The following is a 19,056-nucleotide window of genomic DNA, read 5'->3' as shown; positions in this document are numbered from 1 at the left end:
AAGGCTATAGGGCGATAAGGGGGTAAAGGTGTTATTCTATAACCTCATAAGGGTATTGGTTTTCTTCAAAGCTCTTTAGTTCTTCTATTATATCCACTTGCTCCAAGGTCAATTCAGCCTTATTCCAAGTGTCAATAATGTCATGAGCTTGTCTTGCCAATTCTTCATCATAAACTTCGCTATAGCAATAGACAAGAAGCCGGACTTTGAGTAACGATGCAGACAGTTTGGGAAGAACTTCCCAACTACGATCCAACACCTGCTGAATGTGTTGCTGCTTTTGCCCGTTATCGTAAATAGTAGCGGCAAAAGCTGCCAAAAGACCAAGGCATAATTCGGCTTCGGCCTCGGCAGTCTTACCACGAGTACCATAAAGTTCCAAGGCTTGTTCGTAAACGTCACGATTCAAACGTGTAAACTCGTCCACGTAAATAGGACTCCCGTCAAGTCCATAGGTAAGAAGCCGATGGGCTAAGGAAAATAATGAATCCATCGATTTATGAATTATAAATTATGATTTTATGAATTATAAGAGAGTAATTATTTCACCGGTTCTACTAAGGAAGGGGGGATAAAGGTGGTAGCAACAGCCATAACACCTTCAATATTAACCACTACACGACGGTCATGGCGAATACGTACAAACTCACCGATTACACCTTCGAATACACCGCCTGTAATACGAACTCTCTGGCCTTTTACCAAATGCAGTTCGGCAGGTTCTACATAAAGAATAGCTTCATCGTAAGTTCCTGCCACAAGAATAAAGCTGCGCATTTGCGCATCGGGAATAATTACCGGCCGGCAATACTCACGATTCATAATAAAACGTATGGGCATAGATGATTCCAATTCATCCTTCAAAGCGTCTATACGTTTGCGGGTAGAATGAACGAAAACAAGATTATGAATAGCCGGAAGCAATTTACGAAGACGTTTACCGGACTTTATGATATATTCATAACGCATCGGGATGAAATTCTCGATTTTCTCAGCATCTAAAATAGCTTTTAAAGCCAACTCACGACTATAAGAAACACGAATTGCAAACCAATTCATATCTGATAGAAAATTTGCAGATGAACGAGGCATTATTTAATGATAATCGTAAAGTCCAAAATTGATATAAAACCTTGTGAAAAGGGTGTTCTTTAGGGACACCGGAGTAGCGAAGTACCTACCGGCCAATTTATGTAATGCAGTTATTTTCAATAGTTTATTTAGCATACATCTTGTTTTAAAACTTCCTACCATCACGGAAAAAGAAGTAGAAAAACAGTTATGTTAGTCATTCGCTTATAAAAAGCTGAAAACGAAAGGGCTAAAAACAAAAAGTGTTTTTTAGACGTTCGTTTAAAAAACGTCAAAATTGTTCAATACATAAACCGGAGGATTTTAAATGAAACAAAAAAAATAATCAACCCTATTAGATAGAATTAAACATTTATCATACAACCACTTATAGGTGAAATAAAATAGCGATGAAATATATTTTTATCAAACATTTTGCACATATCAAAAACAACACGTATCTTTGTGCACATTAAACGAACGTTTAAAAAACACTTTCCCCCTACTCCATAAGCCTTTAATTTTCTGAAACTTACAACGACAATTTTCAAAACGACATTCCGATATTTGTATATTTCCATCATTAGCACTAACTTCGTATTTCATGACATGGTGTCCACTCATTAGGTATTGGCAAAAAGACATTAGATATGAGTAAAAAAACAAGTAAAAAGACAGATAAAAAAAACTGCCTGCAACAGTTATAACAAGAGTGAAACAACTATTAAACAAAAAGTTAAAGGAAATCAAGGGCCAAAAACAGGAGAGAAAATCATAATGATTTTCAAGGAGCGCAGAAAGCTTGAAACAGTATTATTGGAAATGTTTCTTGAAGGGGATATGGGAGTCGACCCACAGTATGGAACAGCGACGCTATGCCGATTTATAGCCGATTTGGACATACTGTATTCAAGGAATGGGAAGCCATTATCAATCAATACAATAAAAGGAGACATCAGTGAAATAAAGAAAGAAAAACTATACCAAACAACTGATAAAAAGCAAAAGAAAAACAGTAATATAAAATAACAAAACACAGCCGATAAATAACAATGGACAATCTGTCATGAAAAGGCCATATCTTTGCAACCGCTTTAGCAAAGATTGAGCCACACTAATAATAAAGATGCCGCTTTTCTGAAAAAGACGGCATCTTTTTTTATGCAACTTAAACGACAGCTAAAGAGTATTATAACTTATTTATCAATCCATTAATCAAACAAGATTATGAAAAAAAGAAAGCACACTTCACAACAGGAAGCGGTAAGAAAACGATGGAAAATCCATATCATGCAGGAAAAAGACTACACGGAAAACTGCGCCGGATGGATGGTAGAACGTATCGAGAGCCTCATAGACCATATGCAATACGGATGCGCACTCATCGCCTACCACAAACAGGACGGAACATTCAAACTTGTCAGGGCAACACTGTTACCCTACAAAAACGCGTTCAAGAAAGAATACGACATGGCTAAAATTACAGGCGCCGTTGCATACTGGGACATAGAACTGCAAGCGTGGAGAACCTTCCGGATGGAAAATTTCCTGGAATGGAGAGCGGTGGTCGGTTGAAAATTGATAATTGAAAGATGAAAGTTAAGAGAAAAAGGTTATGGCAATGAATTATGGGGGAATCATGTATTTCCCGCTAAACGTGAATTTCTTTGATGACGCACCGATAGAACTCGTAGAAGCCAAATGCGGGCTGGCGGGAATTACCGCAGTAATGAAACTACTCTGCAAGATGTACAAAGAGAAAGGATATTATCTGTTGTGGGACAAAGAGCAATGCACGCTGTTTGCCCACAAGACAGGGATTGAAGAGGAATCTATGGAGAAGATTATACAAATCCTACTGGATAAGGGATTCTTCGACAAGAAATCCTATGAAGAACAGCGTGTACTCACTTCCGCCTCCTTTCAGAAGGTATGGCTGGAAGCCACCAAACGAAGAAAAAGGGACTTGAAAGCACTGCCCTATCTATTGGATAGCTGTATGGGAAATGAAGAGGATTGTACGCAAAACAATGAGAATTGCACGCAACTTGCAGACATTTTACCCGAAAATGCAAGCAATTCAGAACAAAGTAAAGTAAAGCAAATAAAAGCAAAAACAGAAGAAGGAAGTCCCGGAGAGGATTTTCTTCTGCCTGTACCGGGGTATGCCTACAACAAGCAAACGCACAATTACGACGGGCTGATGTTCACCCTGCAACAGATGAGAATCATAAATCCGGAGGAAGTCAACGCGATTCTGCGCCTGTCAGACTACGGAAGGCTGAAGGGGTATGTATGGCAAGTGATACACAGCACACGATGGAGCGATATTGTCGCCAAAGGAAAATATCTCATTGCGGCGCTGGTGAAAGAGAAAAAGAAAAATATGCAGTTAACATCATTGGATACATGATGTTAACTGCATTGATATAACGATATTAACTAAATGCGCTCTATTCAGTTAACTTGATTGCCGCGATGATATTAACTTATACGTAAGTCTCAAGCAACTTCACGCTGCCACCTTCCGGAACGATTGTCACTTCCTGAATAGCTGCAGGCAACAGTACAGTCTCACCGGCGCACAGAGTTATTTCGTTCCGATTGTCATCTGTCAGGCGGCAAGTACCTTCCACACAAATAAAGATTACGAAAGAATCCAGTTCCGAATAGTCGCAAGTTATTTCCTCCGTCATGTCGTACACGGACGTAGTGAAGTAAGGGCTTGCTACCATTTCAACCGGCTCATTCTGTATGCGATCGTATTCTGTACGGAAATCATCCTGCACATCGGCAAAGTTAATGGCATCCATGGCTTGGCCGGTATGCAGTTCGCGGGATTTGCCGTCTTTATCCTTACGATTATAATCGAAGATACGATAAGTGATATCGGATGTTTGCTGAATTTCGGCAACAAACGCTCCGGCACCGATGCCATGCACACGACCGGCAGGAACATAAAATACATCTCCCGGCTCGATGGCACAAGTCTGGAGGACTTCGGCAAATGTTCCGTTATGTACTCTGTCTTTATATTCTTTCGGAGTTATTTCTTCGGAAAAACCGGAAATTAATTTCGCGCCTTTGTCCGCAGCAATAACATACCACATTTCGTTTTTACCAAAACTGTTATGACGCTTCTTGGCAAGTTCATCACCCGGATGTACCTGAATAGACAAATCCAACTTGGCATCAATAAACTTTATCAGCAATGGAAATTTGTTTCCAAATCGTGCGTAATTCGCTTCGCCCACCAATTCGTCTTTGTATTTACGAACCATTTCGGGCAAGGTATACCCTTTGTCCACACCATTGGCAACTACCGATTCACTATCTTCTACTGCTGAAACTTCCCAACTCTCACCTACATTCGGCAGAGTTTCATTCAAGTGCTTGAATGGGATAATCTTGTCGCCACCCCAAAGTGTTTGTTTCAGGATAGGCTCAAATTTTAGAGGATACATTCGTTGTTTTTAATTAGTACAATTCAATATTGTTACAATTCTTTTTTAGATTAACGCGACAAACATACAAAAAATATCAATTTGTATTCCAATTGTTAAACGCTAAACTTTCATAAAATGTTCTCCACATTTCTTCTCAATTACTTGGGGGAACAAAAGAATTTCTCTTTATTTGCAAGAAAATTAAATAATACCATTGAATTATGATAGACACTACCCCAACAGAAAGTAATTTGTCCGGTCTGGACAAAAAAGACTTTCAGAAGAATATCAACAATCAAAAAACAGATCTATTTATCCTCAAAAATGCTCAGGGCATGGAAGTTGCCGTAACCAATTACGGCTGCGCGCTTCTTTCGATTATGGTTCCCGATAAAAACGGGAAATATGCCAATGTAGTTTTAGGACACGACAGCATAGATCATGTAATCAACAGTCCCGAACCTTTCTTAAGTACAACGATAGGACGTTACGGCAACCGGATTGCCAATGGAAAATTCACTCTATATGGAGAGGAACACCAATTAACCATTAACAACGGACCTAACTCATTGCATGGCGGGCCAACCGGTTTCCATACCCGTATATGGGATGCGGTTCAGCCCAACGAATCAACTGTTATTTTCAACTACACATCTGCCGACGGCGAAGAAGGATTCCCCGGTACTCTGGAAGTGGAAATGACTTATCGTCTGGAAGACGAGACAAACGCTCTGGTTATAGAATACCGGGCAACAACCGATAAAGCGACCGTCGTCAATTTAACCAATCATGGTTTCTTTAATCTTGCGGGTATTGCCAATCCTACCCCCGATGTTCTGAATAACATCATCACCATCAATGCCGATTTCTATACCCCTATTGATGAAGTGTCCATTCCCACCGGAGAAATTCAGAAAGTAGAGGGTACTCCAATGGATTTCCGTACCCCTCACAGCATCGGTGAACGCATTAATGACAAATTCCAACAATTGATAAACGGTTCCGGATATGACCATTGCTACGTATTGAACAAGACGGAAAGCGGAGAGTTAAGCCTTGCCGCAACCTGTACCGATCCCGTCAGCGGACGTACAATGGAAGTATATACTACTGAAAATGGCGTACAACTTTATACAGGAAACTGGCTGAACGGATTCGCAGGTGCTCATGGTGCCACTTTCCCGGCAAGAAGTGCGGTATGCTTTGAAGCGCAATGCTTCCCGGATACCCCCAACAAAGCTCATTTCCCGTCAGCCGTATTACTCCCCGGAGATGAATACCAACAAATCACGATTTACAAGTTCGGTGTACAAGAGTAAATAAATGAACTAACTAACCTAATTATAAACTTATAAATTTTTCAAAACCATGACACAACAAAAACAGAATGGTAAACTCATCGCAATCATAACGATGATTTTCCTTTTTGGTATGATCTCATTTGTTACTAATCTTGCTGCACCGATGGGAATTGTACTTAAAAACCAATTCTCCGTATCCAACGCATTGGGTATGCTGGGTAACTTCGGTAACTTCATCGCATACGCAGTAATGGGAATACCAAGCGGTATCTTATTGCAGAAAGTAGGATATAAAAAGACAGCGCTCATCGCGGTAGCCATCGGCTTTATAGGTGTGGGCATCCAGTTTTTGTCCGGACACTCCAGTCCGGAAATGGCATTCGCCGTATATTTGATTGGCGCATTCATCGCAGGCTTCTCCATGTGCTTGCTGAATACGGTTGTAAACCCGATGCTGAACAAATTAGGCGGTGAAGGTAATAAAGGTAACCAGCTCATCCAAATCGGCGGCTCTTTCAACTCTGTAATGGCAACTATCACTCCGATGTTCGTGGGTATCCTCATTGCAGGTTCTATTGAGAAAGCCACCATTTCTCAGATATTCCCTGTGATGTACACGGCAATGGCGGTATTTGCACTGGCATTCCTTGTACTGTTGTTCGTTCCGATACCGGAGCCCAACGCCGCTACAACCACAGAGCCTATCGGCAAGTTGATGTCCGGCGCTTTAAAGTTCCGTCACTTCATCTTGGGAGCTATCGCAATCTTCGTATATGTAGGTATTGAAGTGGGTGTGCCGGGTACACTGAACCTCTTCTTGACCGACCCTGTAGAAAAGGGCGGCGCAGGCATCGCATCTACCATCTCCGGATTCGTAGTAGGTACTTACTGGTTCCTGATGCTGATAGGCCGTCTGGCAGGTGCATCATTGGGCGCTAAGATTTCCAGTAAAGCAATGCTTACGTTCACCTCGGCTTTGGGTCTGGTTTTGGTATTCCTCGCCATCTTCTCATCTACTGATTCTCTCGTAAACCTACCGGTACTCCAACAGAGCGCTACCGGCGGCTTGTCATTCGGACTTGCAGAAGTACCCATCAATGCCATGTATCTGGTATTAGTCGGACTGTGTACTTCCATCATGTGGGGCGGTATCTTCAACCTTGCAGTAGAAGGTTTGGGTAAATATCTGGCAGCCGCTTCCGGCTTGTTCATGGTTTTGGTATGCGGTGGCGGTATTCTTCCCGTTATCCAAGGTTTGGTTGCCGACATGGCAGGCTTCATGGCAAGCTACTGGGTAATCATCGCAGCCCTTGCATATCTGTTGTTCTACGGACTGATAGGTTGCAAGAACGTAAACAAAGACATTAAAGTTGATTGATAGATAATACAGGTAATAGATTTATTCACCTTAAAAAACAATATCATGGATATAGAATACGTAAGAAACCGTTTCATCAAGCATTTTGACGGAACAACAGGAGCTGTATATGCTTCTCCGGGTCGCATCAACCTAATCGGTGAACATACCGACTATAACGGTGGTTTTGTATTCCCCGGAGCAATCGACAAAGGTATGATTGCAGAAATAAAACCGAATGGCACAAATACAGTGAAAGCTTATTCCATCGACTTGAAGGATTACGTGGAATTTGGTCTGAACGAAGAAGATGCTCCCCGCGCCAGCTGGGCAAGATATATTTTCGGTGTATGCCGTGAAATGATTAAGCGTGGCGTAGAAGTGAAAGGATTCAATACCGCCTTTGCAGGTGATGTACCCCTGGGTGCAGGTATGTCCTCTTCCGCCGCATTGGAAAGTACTTATGCATATGCACTGAACGACCTGTTCGGCGACAATAAAATCGATAAGTTTGAGCTGGCTAAGGTAGGACAGGCAACAGAACACAACTACTGTGGTGTAAATTGCGGTATCATGGACCAGTTTGCTTCCGTATTCGGTAAAAAGGGCAGCCTCATCCGTTTGGATTGCCGTTCACTGGAATACCAATACTTCCCGTTCGAACCGAAAGGTTACCGCTTGGTGTTGGTAGACTCCGTTGTAAAACACGAGCTCGCTTCTTCTGCATACAACAAGCGTCGCCAAAGTTGCGAAGCCGCTGTTGCAGCCATCCAGAAGAAACACCCGCACGTAGAATTCCTGCGCGACTGCAATATGGAAATGCTCGAGGAAGTTAAGGCTGAAATCAGTGCGGAAGACTTTATGCGTGCAGAATATGTAATCGAAGAAATCCAACGCGTGCTTGATGTTTGTGATGCATTGGAAAAAGGCGACTATGAAACAGTAGGCCAAAAGATGTACGAAACACATCATGGCATGAGCAAGCTGTATGAAGTAAGCTGCGAAGAGCTTGACTTCCTGAATGACCTTGCCTTTGATTGCGGTGTAACCGGTTCACGCGTAATGGGTGGCGGATTCGGCGGTTGTACAATCAACCTTGTAAAAGAAGAATTATACGGCACATTCATTGAAAAGGCCAAAGAAGAATTTAAGGCTAAATTCAACAGAAGCCCGAAGATTTATGATGTTGTAATCAGTGACGGTGCACGTAGACTGGAATAAATAAAAACATGATAAAAGCAATAGGGTGATAAAGTGGGAAACCACAATATCACCCTATTTTTTGTTACTGGTACTGGTGGTTCATGACAACCTCTTCATACAAGGCAAGAAAGACGCGGGCGCTTTCATCCGAAGTTCATACCTTTTAGACATGAGTAGTTCACTAGCACATACTAATCACGCCCATTCCACTACATTCAACAATTTAATATCAAGTTTTTGTTCTATCTCTGCAATACTTTTAAAAGAAAAGTTTACTTTTCCAGATAAGATTTTACTAATATACTGCGGAGAAACTTCCAAGCGCTCTGCCAATCCATTTCGATTTAAACCGTTAGACTCCATATATTCTACTAAAGATAAAGCAATATTGCGTGACCATTCCAGCCAAGCTCTATTTTCCTTTCTCCATTTTGCATTTTCCTCGAAATGTGATGGAGAAACACTTTCGTGTTTCTTTAAAAAATCAATAGCTGTACTCATATTTAATCCTCCTTATTTAAATCGACAAAACTCTCTTTGTCAAAAACTCCATTAAGTTTGAGAAAAGCCTTACATTTATTCAGTTTCTCCAGTTCCAGAACCGTATGTTCCTTGTCCTGCATTAAATGAGTGAGCTTTATTGCTCCACCTGTAACGATATAAACATTAGCTTCAAGACGGATGGCGTATATTCTCAACCAACTGGCGTGCTTGTCTCAATTCCAATTCCGGGCTTTTCTTCTTGTCAATTCCACACATCCTGTATCTGTAATGTCAAGAGGGATAAACAAACCATCCAGATTTTCGGTATATGGAAACTCTAAAATAAGCTCCTCCAATTCATCTGCATCCTCAAAGGTATCTCGTATGGCTTCTGAAATCTTCTCTATATGGAAATGATTCTTCAAATCTTCAATGTTATCTTAAAAAAAATCTAACAGATAGTCCGTATTATTCCATTTCTCAAACAAAGAAGTCAGCTCATCAAATTCTTTGTCCGGTTCCTTAACAGCCCACAAATGCTCATAGTCTTCAACAACTCTTACAAACTTCATAAATAATGTTTTCTTTTCATAAACAAAGATACAAAAGAAAACCAATATAAACCTATAAGTTTAGTTAAATAAGGACCAGACTATTAAAGGAAGAAATCGGAAAATAGCCTCTCCCCTATTCGTTCAAAAACAACAATCCCCCTACTATATCTGAAGTGCCCCCAAAAAGTTGGACAAGTTATCTACTATAGATTTTGATAAAGAGTTCGGTACTGCACCGGACTCTTTCCATTTAATCTGATTTTAATTCTTTTATTGTTATAATAGTCTATATATTCTTCTAACGCATCTATGAGCTCTTTAGCAGATTCAAAAGTTTGAGCATATAGAAGTTCCGATTTCATAATTCCGAAGAAATTTTCAGCCATAGCATTGTCCAGGCAGTTTCCTTTTCGAGACATACTCTGAAGTATTCCGCGATCTTCCAACACTTTCCGATATCTGCAGTGTTGATATTGCCATCCTTGGTCAGAATGAAAAATAAGGCCGTTTGTGTTTTGTACCTTATCAAATACAAGGAATAACTTTGATTCTGTAAAACAATCAAAAAAAAGACAATAGCATAAAAGAAGGAAATTTGATATTGGTATCTGCTGAAGCTACAGGTTTAGGAAAGCCAATGGAAGCCGTTATAGACAAGATTAAAACATTCATGGGCAAGCCCTTATAACAGTCACTTACACGCATCCAGACGCCTTATCTGGCTTTGGAGAATGCTTTATGAATACTCATTCACTTTAAGCGAAAAAACAAGTAACTAGAAGTATATTTCAGGAATATTTGATATATTTACAGCATATTTAATAAAAACAAGAGCCTAATATCAGCATATTTAGCATATTAAAAGCATACTTAATCAATTAAAAAATGAAAGATAAAGTAAATATACAACCCAAAAGCAAGCCAGAGGGAACAGAAGCCATTTGCCAACTACTACAGGCTGCCCGGGAACAGACAGCGAAACAGCTTCCAGCTCTAGAACTTATAGTCCAGACAACAGAAGCAAAGGCAAAAGCGGAAAGCTTGGCAGCAGAAAAGGCTAAAGAATTTCAGGTTTTTCAGGAAGAGAACAACAGACTGCGCAACGAAATCAAAGTTCTTCAGGAGTATAAGGAAAAGACACAACGGGAACTCTGCCGTGTACGTGATAAACAGAAAACGATAGGGGAAAATAAAAGTAAATACACAACTATAAATTTCAAAATAAAAGTAAATATGAATACAAAGAATTTATTTGGAATGCTCCTGCCAAGAGCAAGTACAAAGGAACAGATGCTGAAGCAAGCCAGAAAAACAGTATGTAATAACTTTAGTAGTATATTTTACACTATTAATAAACAGATATTTACAATCGCAATCTTACTTTTCATACTGTTAACATCGTTCACAGCGGAACAAGACAAGCGCATAACTGAAGCCAACTACTTAAAGGAAGACAGCCTGCTATGGTATGGTTATGAGGAGAATGCAAATGCTATCTATCGGCTCATGAAGGAACACCCAGAGAAAAACGATTCGCTGGAAAACATACTTTCACTACTTTATTCAAAGGCTGCCATAGAGAATGTTGGTTTAGCTTTAAAGTATTTTACTGTTCCAAGCGGTCTGCAAAGAGTATATATGTTAAGAAATATGATTGGAAAGAAAACCCTCAAAAACATACTAAATGTTCTGCCGGATACGCTACAAAACACTTCTTACGCCAATTACATTCGCAATTATATAGAAACGCCTCAATTGTCCGAGGGTGACCAATATGTCAAATTCGAAACCCAGACGGCATCAGGAGAAAAATTCGACTGGAGAAGCATGGAGAATAAAAACCTACTTCTGCTGTATGACGGATTGAGCTGCATGGGAAAATACGGAAGGGATTACCTTAAAGAACTTTTGGACAAAACTGACCGAAAAGATCTGGATATCGTTGTATTCTGTTGCACCTCCAATCTTGAGCATCTAAAGGAACTTCAAAAACACTATCCAGATTTTACATTAATTTCTGATTTTCAACCAGAAGGCAACTCAATGAACATTATATACGACGCCCAATCCCGCCCCACTTGCTTTATTATTGACCGCAAAGGCATAATCCAGGTACGGTGTGAAGGCTTAGACCCAAAACTCATTGAGGACTATTTGAAGTCAGACAGGTGCTTGAAATAACCATTGGTTCCTGCTCTTATAAGCATATAAGGTAACTCATTTCAGTTTTTTCTTTTGACCTTGTTTTGATTGTGTCACGAGATCAAAACAAGGCGCTTTTATTTTTCCAATTTTATAATAGGAAAGCCTAATACCCCTGTATCAGAAGAACAGGGGACAAACCACCATAACGCAAGCAGTTAGTATATTTAAAATCACATACCCATTCCAAAACCCCGGCTCCTTTTCCTAAGCTGGTCAAGTTCTTCCTCCTGTTGCTTCTTCCGCTGCGGTGCCTGGTTAATTTCGGCACCTGGGAAATACTGTTTCCCTGTTGTTGGCTCTCTTCCCGACCTTGTCCTGGTGCGGTTCCTGAAGATTCCGGCTCCATTCGGTTTTCATCTTCTCCAGACTTTCCTGGTTCACACGTTCTGCCCACTCTTTTTTCTGAAAGATTTCTTTCGGGCTTCCGTTCTTCATGGTATTGAGATAGTCGAAAGTCTGTTCCGGAGCCTTCCGCATAGTGCTGCATCACATCATCACGGACATATTTTCTCATGGCTTAGGTCTGTTCCTTGTCGGTAGGACTTTCCATTCATGTATATACTAATTGAAAAGTGCACTACTTTTCAATTAGTATATACAGTGATGACAGAAAACAATAGGGAAAAATGAGAACAAAACTGTAAGGTGTAAAAGCAAACAGAATTGAAATGTTAAAAAACAAAATGGGGAGAGGTGATATAAACATTTGCATATATTTGTAAAATAATAATTAAGATTTCAGCTGAAGACGCATTAACAGTTCAGCTTCGATGCCTAAAGCTGCTTCAAAAAGTAATGCCGTTTTTTCTGTAATAGGCCGGCGGGCATTCAATAGATCATTTAAAACAGAATAAGTTAATCCCATCTGCCCAGCCAATTTACGTTGCGATATTCCTCTATACTCGATTTCATCTTTCAAAATTTCACATGGATGTGTTGGGCATGCGGAAGTAAGATTGTTGGCAATCATTTTGGGATCAGTTCCTGATATAGTTGTACTCATATCTACTACTATTTATAACAGTTTGACAGTTCTGTCATATTACATATTCTAGCGATAGTCTCGCCATCCTTGAACGGTTCATAGTTTGTAGTCAAGGTTACCACCAATGATCTTGTTGAAAATTTATATAATTTAACGGTTTCAAAAATAGATTATTTTCTTCCTGACTCGTATTTATTTTTGCGGCTAATATTTCAGCCAAATCACAACGAAGTAATACCCACTGTGATGAACCTTCAGCTTTCCAATAAAGGTGTACCATTGGAGTGCAATAACCTATACCATTTGATGTTTTAGGATATTCCCGATTTTGTCGTCTTTATGAAACTGGGAAACCGAAGCTTTCGTCATAACCTCGTCCATCAGTTTTATACAGGTTGAGAATTTCAGGAATGTCGAATTATCCTGTGGCTCATCCAGTTCAGGTATCGGTTCGGGGTCAGGAAGGTCTGTGCCGTTTTCTTTATCGCAGCCAATAAGCATACTTGCAACCAACAAGCCGAATAATAATTGTTTTTTCATATATTGTTTGTTCTAAAATGCAATTTATTATCTTTATAAAGATAGTGAACATTATTGATAAAAGCAAATAAAACATAGTTAACACACTATTTTACAATGTTTTATATTAAATAATCAAAGCCATTATCTTTAGTCATTTCCTTTTTCAAGACAATTTCGGTTTCCATTTTCTTAATAGCCGTCTTGAAATAAAAGTCAACTATCGGAGCAAGGTTACGCTCATCCCGACAGGCTTTAAGCACACCAATATATTTTTCCCTATCCTGCTTCTCAATCAGTATCATAGGCTGATTCATCTTGACCAGGATGAAGAAATGCTTATGGAACTGCGACGCAACCTCTACCGGATGTATAAGTGATTCCTCTATTGCCTTTTGTGTCAAAGCCAATAATCGCAGAGCACGTGCTATCAGTTCTTCATGATCCCCGAAGATTGTATCACCGGTCCCATATCGGTATTGGTGTATTCGCTCGGGACTGCATCTTTATACCGGTATGTCAGTGTATGTTGGGTTAGAATCCGGTGTGTATCTTTAACCAGCTGTTCGGCAAATGACCGGTCTGTCTGCCCCATTTAGGAACTCATACGCATTGAAGTGATCCAATATCTCAAATGCTTCAAAGAGAGTTTTACCCTGCGGTATCATTCCTAGTCCTTTTTCTTTCAAAGTTCTTATATCATCTACAGAGAAAGTGGTGCCCTCAATCGCGCAACTATGGGCTGAGAAGAGGATTTCATTATACTCTTTCAATAAAGTGTCTTACCTTTCAACCTCTCTTTCAAACATAACCATTCTATTTTTAATTATCCTCTATAAACTCATCCTCTGTATCACTCTGCAAATATACACACATTTTTAATCCAAGCATCTTAACACTTAGGTAAGCTGAACCAAAATGTTTTTTAGGTAAAGCAATAGGGTGATAAAGTGGGAAACCACAATATCACCCTATTTTTTGTTACCTTCAATTAACCTATCACCTTTTTAATAAATTCCTTCCGACGTCATCTGTATCCGTTTCATGGTTCCGTCTTCATTATAATACAGACGTTCTATACAGACTGAGCGCCGAAAACTTCCGCCGGCAGTATTGATGCTGCCATTGTGATATATGAAATACCAGTTGCCTTTAAACTCGATAATGGCTTGATGATTTGTATTGCAGTTACCTGCCAATTCATTCAGAATGCCTTTGTATTCCCAAGGGCCTGTAATGCTGCGGCTCATGGCATAACACAGCTTTTCGGGAAATTCTGCGGCATAGGAGAGATAATACCAATCACCGCGTTTATGAATCCAGGGAGCTTCCGTAAAGCGAGGAAGGTCGAGAGGAATAATAGGGCCGTCCAACTCTATCATATTCTTTTTCAGTTTGGCAAAATAGCACTGACTGTTACCCCAACACAAGTAAGCCTGTCCGTCATCATCAATAAAGACGGTGGGATCTATATCATCCCAGTAGCTTTTGCTGCGGTCGGTCGTCATATCATTAGTGATGAGGGCGGAACCGCGGGCATCGACAAACGGGCCTGTCGGCGAATCGGACACGGCTACACCGATAGACTTACCCGGAACGGTTTTATGCTCTACCGTCACATACCAATAAAATTTACCGTCGCGCCCTATTACCTGACTAGCCCAAGCCTCACCCTTTGCCCAAGAAAAGTCTTTCGCTTTTAAAGGTACGGGATGTTCCGTCCAGGTCTTGAGGTCGGGAGAAGAAAATACACACCACTCTTTCAAGTCGTAGTGCTCTGCCGGAGGAGGACATTCATCATGACCGCCATAGATGTACACTTTTCCGTCATGCACCATTGCCGCCGGATCTCCAATAAACTTATACTTTACTATCGGGTTTCCCGTAGCAACAAAGGTTGTGTCACTTTGTGCCGACAGCCCTTGCGGGACTGTCAGCATCAAAGAACCAACCCAAAACAAAAACCAGTTATTCATAATTTGATTTATTAAAAATTTAAAGAGTTAAGGGGAGTTAAGGAATTAAGAATTTAAGAATTTAAAGAGTTAAAGAGTTAAACTCATCAATATAATTAACTTATACTATCTGTCATTCAGAGCGTAGCGAAGAATCTACTCTCTGAATGTATGCGTAGGGAAGGGAAGAGATTCTTCGCTGCGCTCTGAATGACAGATACTGATAATATAGAATAATTCAGAGAATATACTTAAGGAAGTCAAAGGCCGATGGAACAAGTATTATAAGGAAGAGTATCGACCTTTAACTCCTATTTTAATATTTCAAGATATATACTGCAAATGTAGCGGGTTCCAAATCCACGTTCAATGCCTGTCCGCCAACATTCAGAGACGTTTCCTGCGGTACGATTGCCATCGGATTCTCAATCGTATTATCCTTATCCATGTCTGCGGAAGAAAGTTTGATGCAGCGGGCTCCCGACAGAACATCTTTCTTCTTCAGACCGTTAAACTTCAGTGACAAAGGTTGTACCTTATCCGAAGTATTGGCTACCTTCACAATTATTTCCTTCTTATTCTTGTCGCATACGGCACTTGCAAACAACCCGTTCTGCCCCTCAGCACCCGTTACAGGCTTCTTATCCATAGTCAGAGAGAGAACATTCGTACCTTTATGTGTTGCAAAAAGCTGCTGCACATAGTAGCTTACAGTACGTACGGAGTTCAGGTTGTCGAACCATATCATGTCCGGACGCCATTGCCAACCCTCTACATGGGCAAACAACGGTGCATAAGTAGCCATGTGCACAATATCCGCGTTCCGCTCCAATCCGGTCATAAAGGCTGCTTCGAGTAATGAAGCGTGGAAATGATTCCACTTCTTGCCTTTGCCGTGACACGCATATTCTCCGGCAAAAACTTTCGGGCCCTTACGGTCGTAGTTATCATAGCGTGCTCCCTGACTGAGGAACCATGATTCGGGGCGATAGAAATGCTCGTCTACCAAATCCGCTTTCAGTCTTTTCATCTCCGGCCAAAGATAATCGAACTGTTTTCCTTCGGAATCGGGACCGGAGCTGCCCACAATCTTGATGTCGGGATAGACCTTACGGATAGCCTTGACAAACGGTTCCAGATGTTCGGGATATTCTTTTCCCCACTGTTCGTTGCCGATACCGATAAACTTCAGATTGAACGGTGCGGGATGTCCCATTTCGGCACGTACTTTTCCCCACGGCGTATCAACAGCTCCATTCGCAAATTCTATCAAATCGAGTGCATCCTGAATATAGCTGTCCAAATCGCAAACAGCCACATGCGCATCCGCATTCGGGTTCTGGAATTGGCAAGCCAAACCGCAACTCAGTACCGGCAACGGTTCTGCACCAATTTCCTCGGAAAGTTGGAAGAACTCATAAAATCCCAAACCGTAACTTTGGTAATAGTCGGGGAAGAAACGATGCGGGAAAGTATAGTGCCAACGGTTCTCATTCAGCGGACGGTTCTCTACCGCACCAACCGACTTTTTCCAGTCGTAGCGTGATGCAATATCAGTACCTTCCACAATACATCCTCCGGGGAAACGGAACACACCCGGCTTTATGTCTGCCAATGCCTGCGCCAAATCCTTGCGAAGTCCGTTCTCATGTCCTTTCCAAGTATCTACCGGGAAGAGGGAGATATGTTCCAAATCCACTGTTTGCGGTGAAGCCAGGAAGATACGGAGAATGGCTTTCGGGTTAGTCACTTCCGACTTTAAGACCACTTGATATTTCTTCCACTCCTTTGAATCCACCGTTACCTCGGCTGTGGCAAAAGCCTGTTGCTCGCCCATGGATTTTGTATCGGCCAGTTCCACACGAATCTTGCTTGCTGCATCTCCTTCCGGTACACGTGCCCATACGGAAAAACGATACTCCTCCCCTTTCTTTACGCCGATACCGAAAAAGCCTTCATTGTCCAATCCCGTTTGCTTATGCGGATGTCCGGCATACGCCAGACGCACATAATGCGGGTTCCTTTCAAAAGGGCCGTCGTCTTTCAGAGACACTTTGCCGAATGTCTTCCACCCCATAAAAGGTTGTGGAAACTCAAACGAGCGGTTTTTCACAAGTTCGGCATACAGACCGCCGTCGGCAGCATAATTGATATCTTCGAAAAACAAGCCGTACATGGTAGGCTGAATTTCCGCACCGGGTTTCCCGGCTTGTATCACCAATTCATTTGTTTGTGCTTGAAGTGCCGAGCCTGCTGCAAGGGCCAACACCGCCAATAATCCTTTGTATTTCTTCATGGTATAAAAATGTATATATGATTATTTAATTCTCTTTCCCCATACAGACCTGCCACGACTGTCCAAGCCTGTGAAAAGAACGGTTTCCGTTTCGTTCTCCCAATCATGTCCGGCAAACACAATCAGATTATCCACGCACTCGCCTTCCAGCGTCAAAGATAATAATTGCTTTGCTTCCGAGAGACTCCAGTTTCCTTTATTTTTACCTAAACATCCATTTTTCTCAAAAGACAGTATGCTCGAAAGGTTCCACTCTTCGTCTTTAAGCTGACCTTCGCCCCACAAAATCTGCCCTGCCTCCAAACGACGCTCATAGGCAGGCTCCTGCACACGTACAATCTCCCACTCGCCTGCCATATCAGCTGCCGAAAATTTACGGGGAGCGCTACCGGCATAACGTTCGGGCGATACCACCGGCCAACCGTCAGGCGTAAAAAATACTTGACGCAAATGGAGATCCATCATCTGATTATGCGGAGACAAACGCCCCTGATGCGCCATGAAATATTGTCCCTCATCCGATGTAAATACGCCACAGTGTGCCGTACCCGCCCATCCCGGATGATTATTGAAACGGTACGGAGCGGTCAGTATCGGAAAATTGTTGGTAGTATCTTTCAGTTCCACACCGAAGAAATCGGTGAACGGACCTTCTGCCTTATCCGAACGTCCTACCCGCACGTTATAAGTGGTCATCAGCGGATCGTACGAAACAAACAGGTAATATTGCTTCAGTTCGGAATTATAAATAATTTCGGGAGCCTCCAGGTTATCTTTCCAATAAGTGGCGCGACGGGCGGTAAGATGTCCTTGATTTCCCTCTTTGACAGGAAGTCCCGTTTCGGGATTCAACTCCACACAGTACAATCCGCCGAAGAACGAACCGTAATGCATCCACCACTTCCCGGTAGCGGAATCAACAATGATACTCGGGTCAATGGCGTTCATGACCGAAGTTTCATCGGTCTTGACCACACAACCGCGTTGCGTCCACGGACCTTCGGGTGATGCGGATTCCGCCATACCTATATAGGACGTGTTGCGACCGAAAGCCGACACACAATAATAGAGCCTGTATATATCGCCAAAAGGAATGATATAGGGGGCCCAGATATTGGTAGCCCCTTTGCCGCCTGTATGAGCGTGTACCCATTGTATGGCTTCCTGCGGTATTTCGGGAAAAGCCCAACCGATGAATTCCCATTGAACAAGGTCTTTGGAACGGCGCATTTGTATGTAGCCTAACGGAACATCTTTCTCCTCGGCTTCCTTACGGTTCTCACCCAAAATGGCATCGGTGGAATACATATAATAATAGTCGCCCAGTTTGCGGCACGACGGATCGTGTACATTGTAAGTTCCCCACGAGCGGTAATTGTCCATAGAGGACAAAGCGGAATAGTCATCCTGCCAAGGATTGGATGAAGCCACAGGAGCAAAAACCGGAGAATTGCAACCGGCAAATGAAACTCCCATAGACAGGACAACCATACATAACAAATTTCTCATAATATCAGTAAATAAAAAATTACATTGCAAATGTACGCCATGCCCAAAGCACAAGAGGTGGATATATGAACTTTTGAGGTGGACAATCCGACAACTTTACAAAAAAGACCGCAGACTTATTAGGGTTGTCACAAGTAATCTATTAACTTTGCTTTCGCTAATACCAATTGAT

General features: G+C 41.6%; 20 protein-coding genes and 2 pseudogenes. 7 read left to right on the top strand and 15 right to left on the bottom strand.

What is annotated here, in order from left to right; all coding sequences use genetic code 11:
• Positions 1 to 31 precede the first annotated feature (31 nt).
• Both DW121_RS15165 and DW121_RS15160 read right to left on the bottom strand, forming a co-directional pair.
• The gene (locus DW121_RS15165; protein WP_118324382.1) at positions 32 to 493 is read right to left on the bottom strand and encodes a UpxZ family transcription anti-terminator antagonist; all 462 of its coding nucleotides are present in this window, start codon (positions 491 to 493) and stop codon (positions 32 to 34) included.
• A 47-nt stretch (positions 494 to 540) separates the two neighbouring features.
• A complete protein-coding gene (locus DW121_RS15160) occupies positions 541 to 1,059 on the bottom strand; it encodes a UpxY family transcription antiterminator (RefSeq protein ID WP_118324380.1) in 519 nt (172 codons plus the stop codon).
• Positions 1,060 to 1,848: 789 nt separating this feature from the next.
• Here DW121_RS15160 and DW121_RS15155 point away from each other — a divergent pair.
• The 3 genes from DW121_RS15155 (at position 1,849) to DW121_RS15145 (ending at position 3,484) form a co-directional block, all read left to right on the top strand.
• Positions 1,849 to 2,100, top strand: coding sequence for a hypothetical protein (locus DW121_RS15155; RefSeq protein WP_117712683.1), 252 nt, complete (start codon positions 1,849 to 1,851; stop codon positions 2,098 to 2,100).
• 198 nt (positions 2,101 to 2,298) lie between these two features.
• Entirely contained in the window at positions 2,299 to 2,646 is a 348-nt protein-coding gene (locus DW121_RS15150) for an SH3 beta-barrel fold-containing protein (protein ID WP_117712684.1), read from the top strand.
• 40 nt (positions 2,647 to 2,686) lie between these two features.
• On the top strand, positions 2,687 to 3,484 hold the full coding sequence (locus DW121_RS15145) for a DUF4373 domain-containing protein (protein WP_118324378.1): 798 nt from the start codon (positions 2,687 to 2,689) through the stop codon (positions 3,482 to 3,484).
• Positions 3,485 to 3,560: 76 nt separating this feature from the next.
• Here the strand turns inward: DW121_RS15145 and DW121_RS15140 are convergent, their stop codons facing one another.
• A complete protein-coding gene (locus DW121_RS15140) occupies positions 3,561 to 4,535 on the bottom strand; it encodes a type I phosphomannose isomerase catalytic subunit (protein WP_117712686.1) in 975 nt (324 codons plus the stop codon).
• A gap of 203 nt (positions 4,536 to 4,738) precedes the next feature.
• On the opposite strand from DW121_RS15140, the gene DW121_RS15135 reads away from it, so the two are divergent.
• The 3 genes from DW121_RS15135 to galK are packed head-to-tail and all read left to right on the top strand — an operon-like array spanning position 4,739 to position 8,396.
• On the top strand, positions 4,739 to 5,836 hold the full coding sequence (locus DW121_RS15135) for an aldose epimerase family protein (RefSeq protein WP_118324376.1): 1,098 nt from the start codon (positions 4,739 to 4,741) through the stop codon (positions 5,834 to 5,836).
• Positions 5,837 to 5,885: 49 nt separating this feature from the next.
• Positions 5,886 to 7,196, top strand: a complete 1,311-nt coding sequence (locus DW121_RS15130) for a sugar MFS transporter (protein WP_117712688.1) — start codon at positions 5,886 to 5,888, stop codon at positions 7,194 to 7,196.
• A 45-nt stretch (positions 7,197 to 7,241) separates the two neighbouring features.
• Positions 7,242 to 8,396: a galactokinase gene (gene galK, locus DW121_RS15125; RefSeq protein WP_118324374.1), complete on the top strand. Its 1,155-nt coding sequence runs from the start codon at positions 7,242 to 7,244 to the stop codon at positions 8,394 to 8,396.
• A gap of 177 nt (positions 8,397 to 8,573) precedes the next feature.
• Here galK and DW121_RS15120 read toward each other — a convergent pair whose 3' ends face one another.
• The 5 genes and pseudogenes from DW121_RS15120 to DW121_RS15650 all read right to left on the bottom strand — a co-directional run.
• The gene (locus tag DW121_RS15120; RefSeq protein ID WP_118324372.1) at positions 8,574 to 8,879 is read right to left on the bottom strand and encodes a multiprotein-bridging factor 1 family protein; all 306 of its coding nucleotides are present in this window, start codon (positions 8,877 to 8,879) and stop codon (positions 8,574 to 8,576) included.
• A gap of 2 nt (positions 8,880 to 8,881) precedes the next feature.
• Complete coding sequence (locus DW121_RS15895) at positions 8,882 to 9,076, bottom strand: hypothetical protein (protein WP_233555828.1); 195 nt, start codon at positions 9,074 to 9,076, stop codon at positions 8,882 to 8,884.
• An 18-nt stretch (positions 9,077 to 9,094) separates the two neighbouring features.
• On the bottom strand, positions 9,095 to 9,286 hold the full coding sequence (locus tag DW121_RS15890; RefSeq protein WP_233555827.1) for a hypothetical protein: 192 nt from the start codon (positions 9,284 to 9,286) through the stop codon (positions 9,095 to 9,097).
• Positions 9,287 to 9,301: 15 nt separating this feature from the next.
• On the bottom strand, positions 9,302 to 9,433 hold the full coding sequence (locus DW121_RS15915) for a hypothetical protein (protein WP_255420032.1): 132 nt from the start codon (positions 9,431 to 9,433) through the stop codon (positions 9,302 to 9,304).
• Positions 9,434 to 9,618: 185 nt separating this feature from the next.
• A pseudogene (locus DW121_RS15650) lies at positions 9,619 to 9,936 on the bottom strand (transposase); the annotation flags it as partial.
• A gap of 364 nt (positions 9,937 to 10,300) precedes the next feature.
• Here DW121_RS15650 and DW121_RS15100 point away from each other — a divergent pair.
• Positions 10,301 to 11,596, top strand: coding sequence for a peroxiredoxin family protein (locus tag DW121_RS15100; protein ID WP_233555826.1), 1,296 nt, complete (start codon positions 10,301 to 10,303; stop codon positions 11,594 to 11,596).
• A gap of 279 nt (positions 11,597 to 11,875) precedes the next feature.
• On the opposite strand, the gene DW121_RS15885 is transcribed toward DW121_RS15100, so the two are convergent.
• From DW121_RS15885 to DW121_RS15065, 7 genes and pseudogenes are all read right to left on the bottom strand, one after another.
• Positions 11,876 to 12,097 (bottom strand): hypothetical protein, encoded by a 222-nt coding sequence (locus DW121_RS15885; RefSeq protein ID WP_233555825.1) that lies wholly within the window; start codon positions 12,095 to 12,097, stop codon positions 11,876 to 11,878.
• Between the two features lie 259 nt (positions 12,098 to 12,356).
• A pseudogene (locus DW121_RS15090) lies at positions 12,357 to 12,623 on the bottom strand (transcriptional regulator); the annotation flags it as partial.
• 276 nt (positions 12,624 to 12,899) lie between these two features.
• Positions 12,900 to 13,145 (bottom strand): hypothetical protein, encoded by a 246-nt coding sequence (locus tag DW121_RS15085; protein ID WP_118324364.1) that lies wholly within the window; start codon positions 13,143 to 13,145, stop codon positions 12,900 to 12,902.
• A 101-nt stretch (positions 13,146 to 13,246) separates the two neighbouring features.
• Positions 13,247 to 13,429 (bottom strand): hypothetical protein, encoded by a 183-nt coding sequence (locus DW121_RS15880; RefSeq protein ID WP_233555824.1) that lies wholly within the window; start codon positions 13,427 to 13,429, stop codon positions 13,247 to 13,249.
• 702 nt (positions 13,430 to 14,131) lie between these two features.
• On the bottom strand, positions 14,132 to 15,100 hold the full coding sequence (locus tag DW121_RS15075; RefSeq protein ID WP_187120050.1) for a glycoside hydrolase family 43 protein: 969 nt from the start codon (positions 15,098 to 15,100) through the stop codon (positions 14,132 to 14,134).
• A gap of 295 nt (positions 15,101 to 15,395) precedes the next feature.
• Entirely contained in the window at positions 15,396 to 17,375 is a 1,980-nt protein-coding gene (locus DW121_RS15070) for an alpha-L-arabinofuranosidase C-terminal domain-containing protein (protein ID WP_117712701.1), read from the bottom strand.
• Positions 17,376 to 17,396: 21 nt separating this feature from the next.
• On the bottom strand, positions 17,397 to 18,884 hold the full coding sequence (locus DW121_RS15065) for an arabinan endo-1,5-alpha-L-arabinosidase (RefSeq protein WP_118324362.1): 1,488 nt from the start codon (positions 18,882 to 18,884) through the stop codon (positions 17,397 to 17,399).
• Between the last annotated feature and the right edge of the window lie 172 nt (positions 18,885 to 19,056).

The organism is Bacteroides sp. AM10-21B (assembly GCF_003472565.1).
GTDB lineage: Bacteria > Bacteroidota > Bacteroidia > Bacteroidales > Bacteroidaceae > Bacteroides > Bacteroides propionicigenes.
This window is presented reverse-complemented; position numbering and strand designations above follow the sequence as displayed.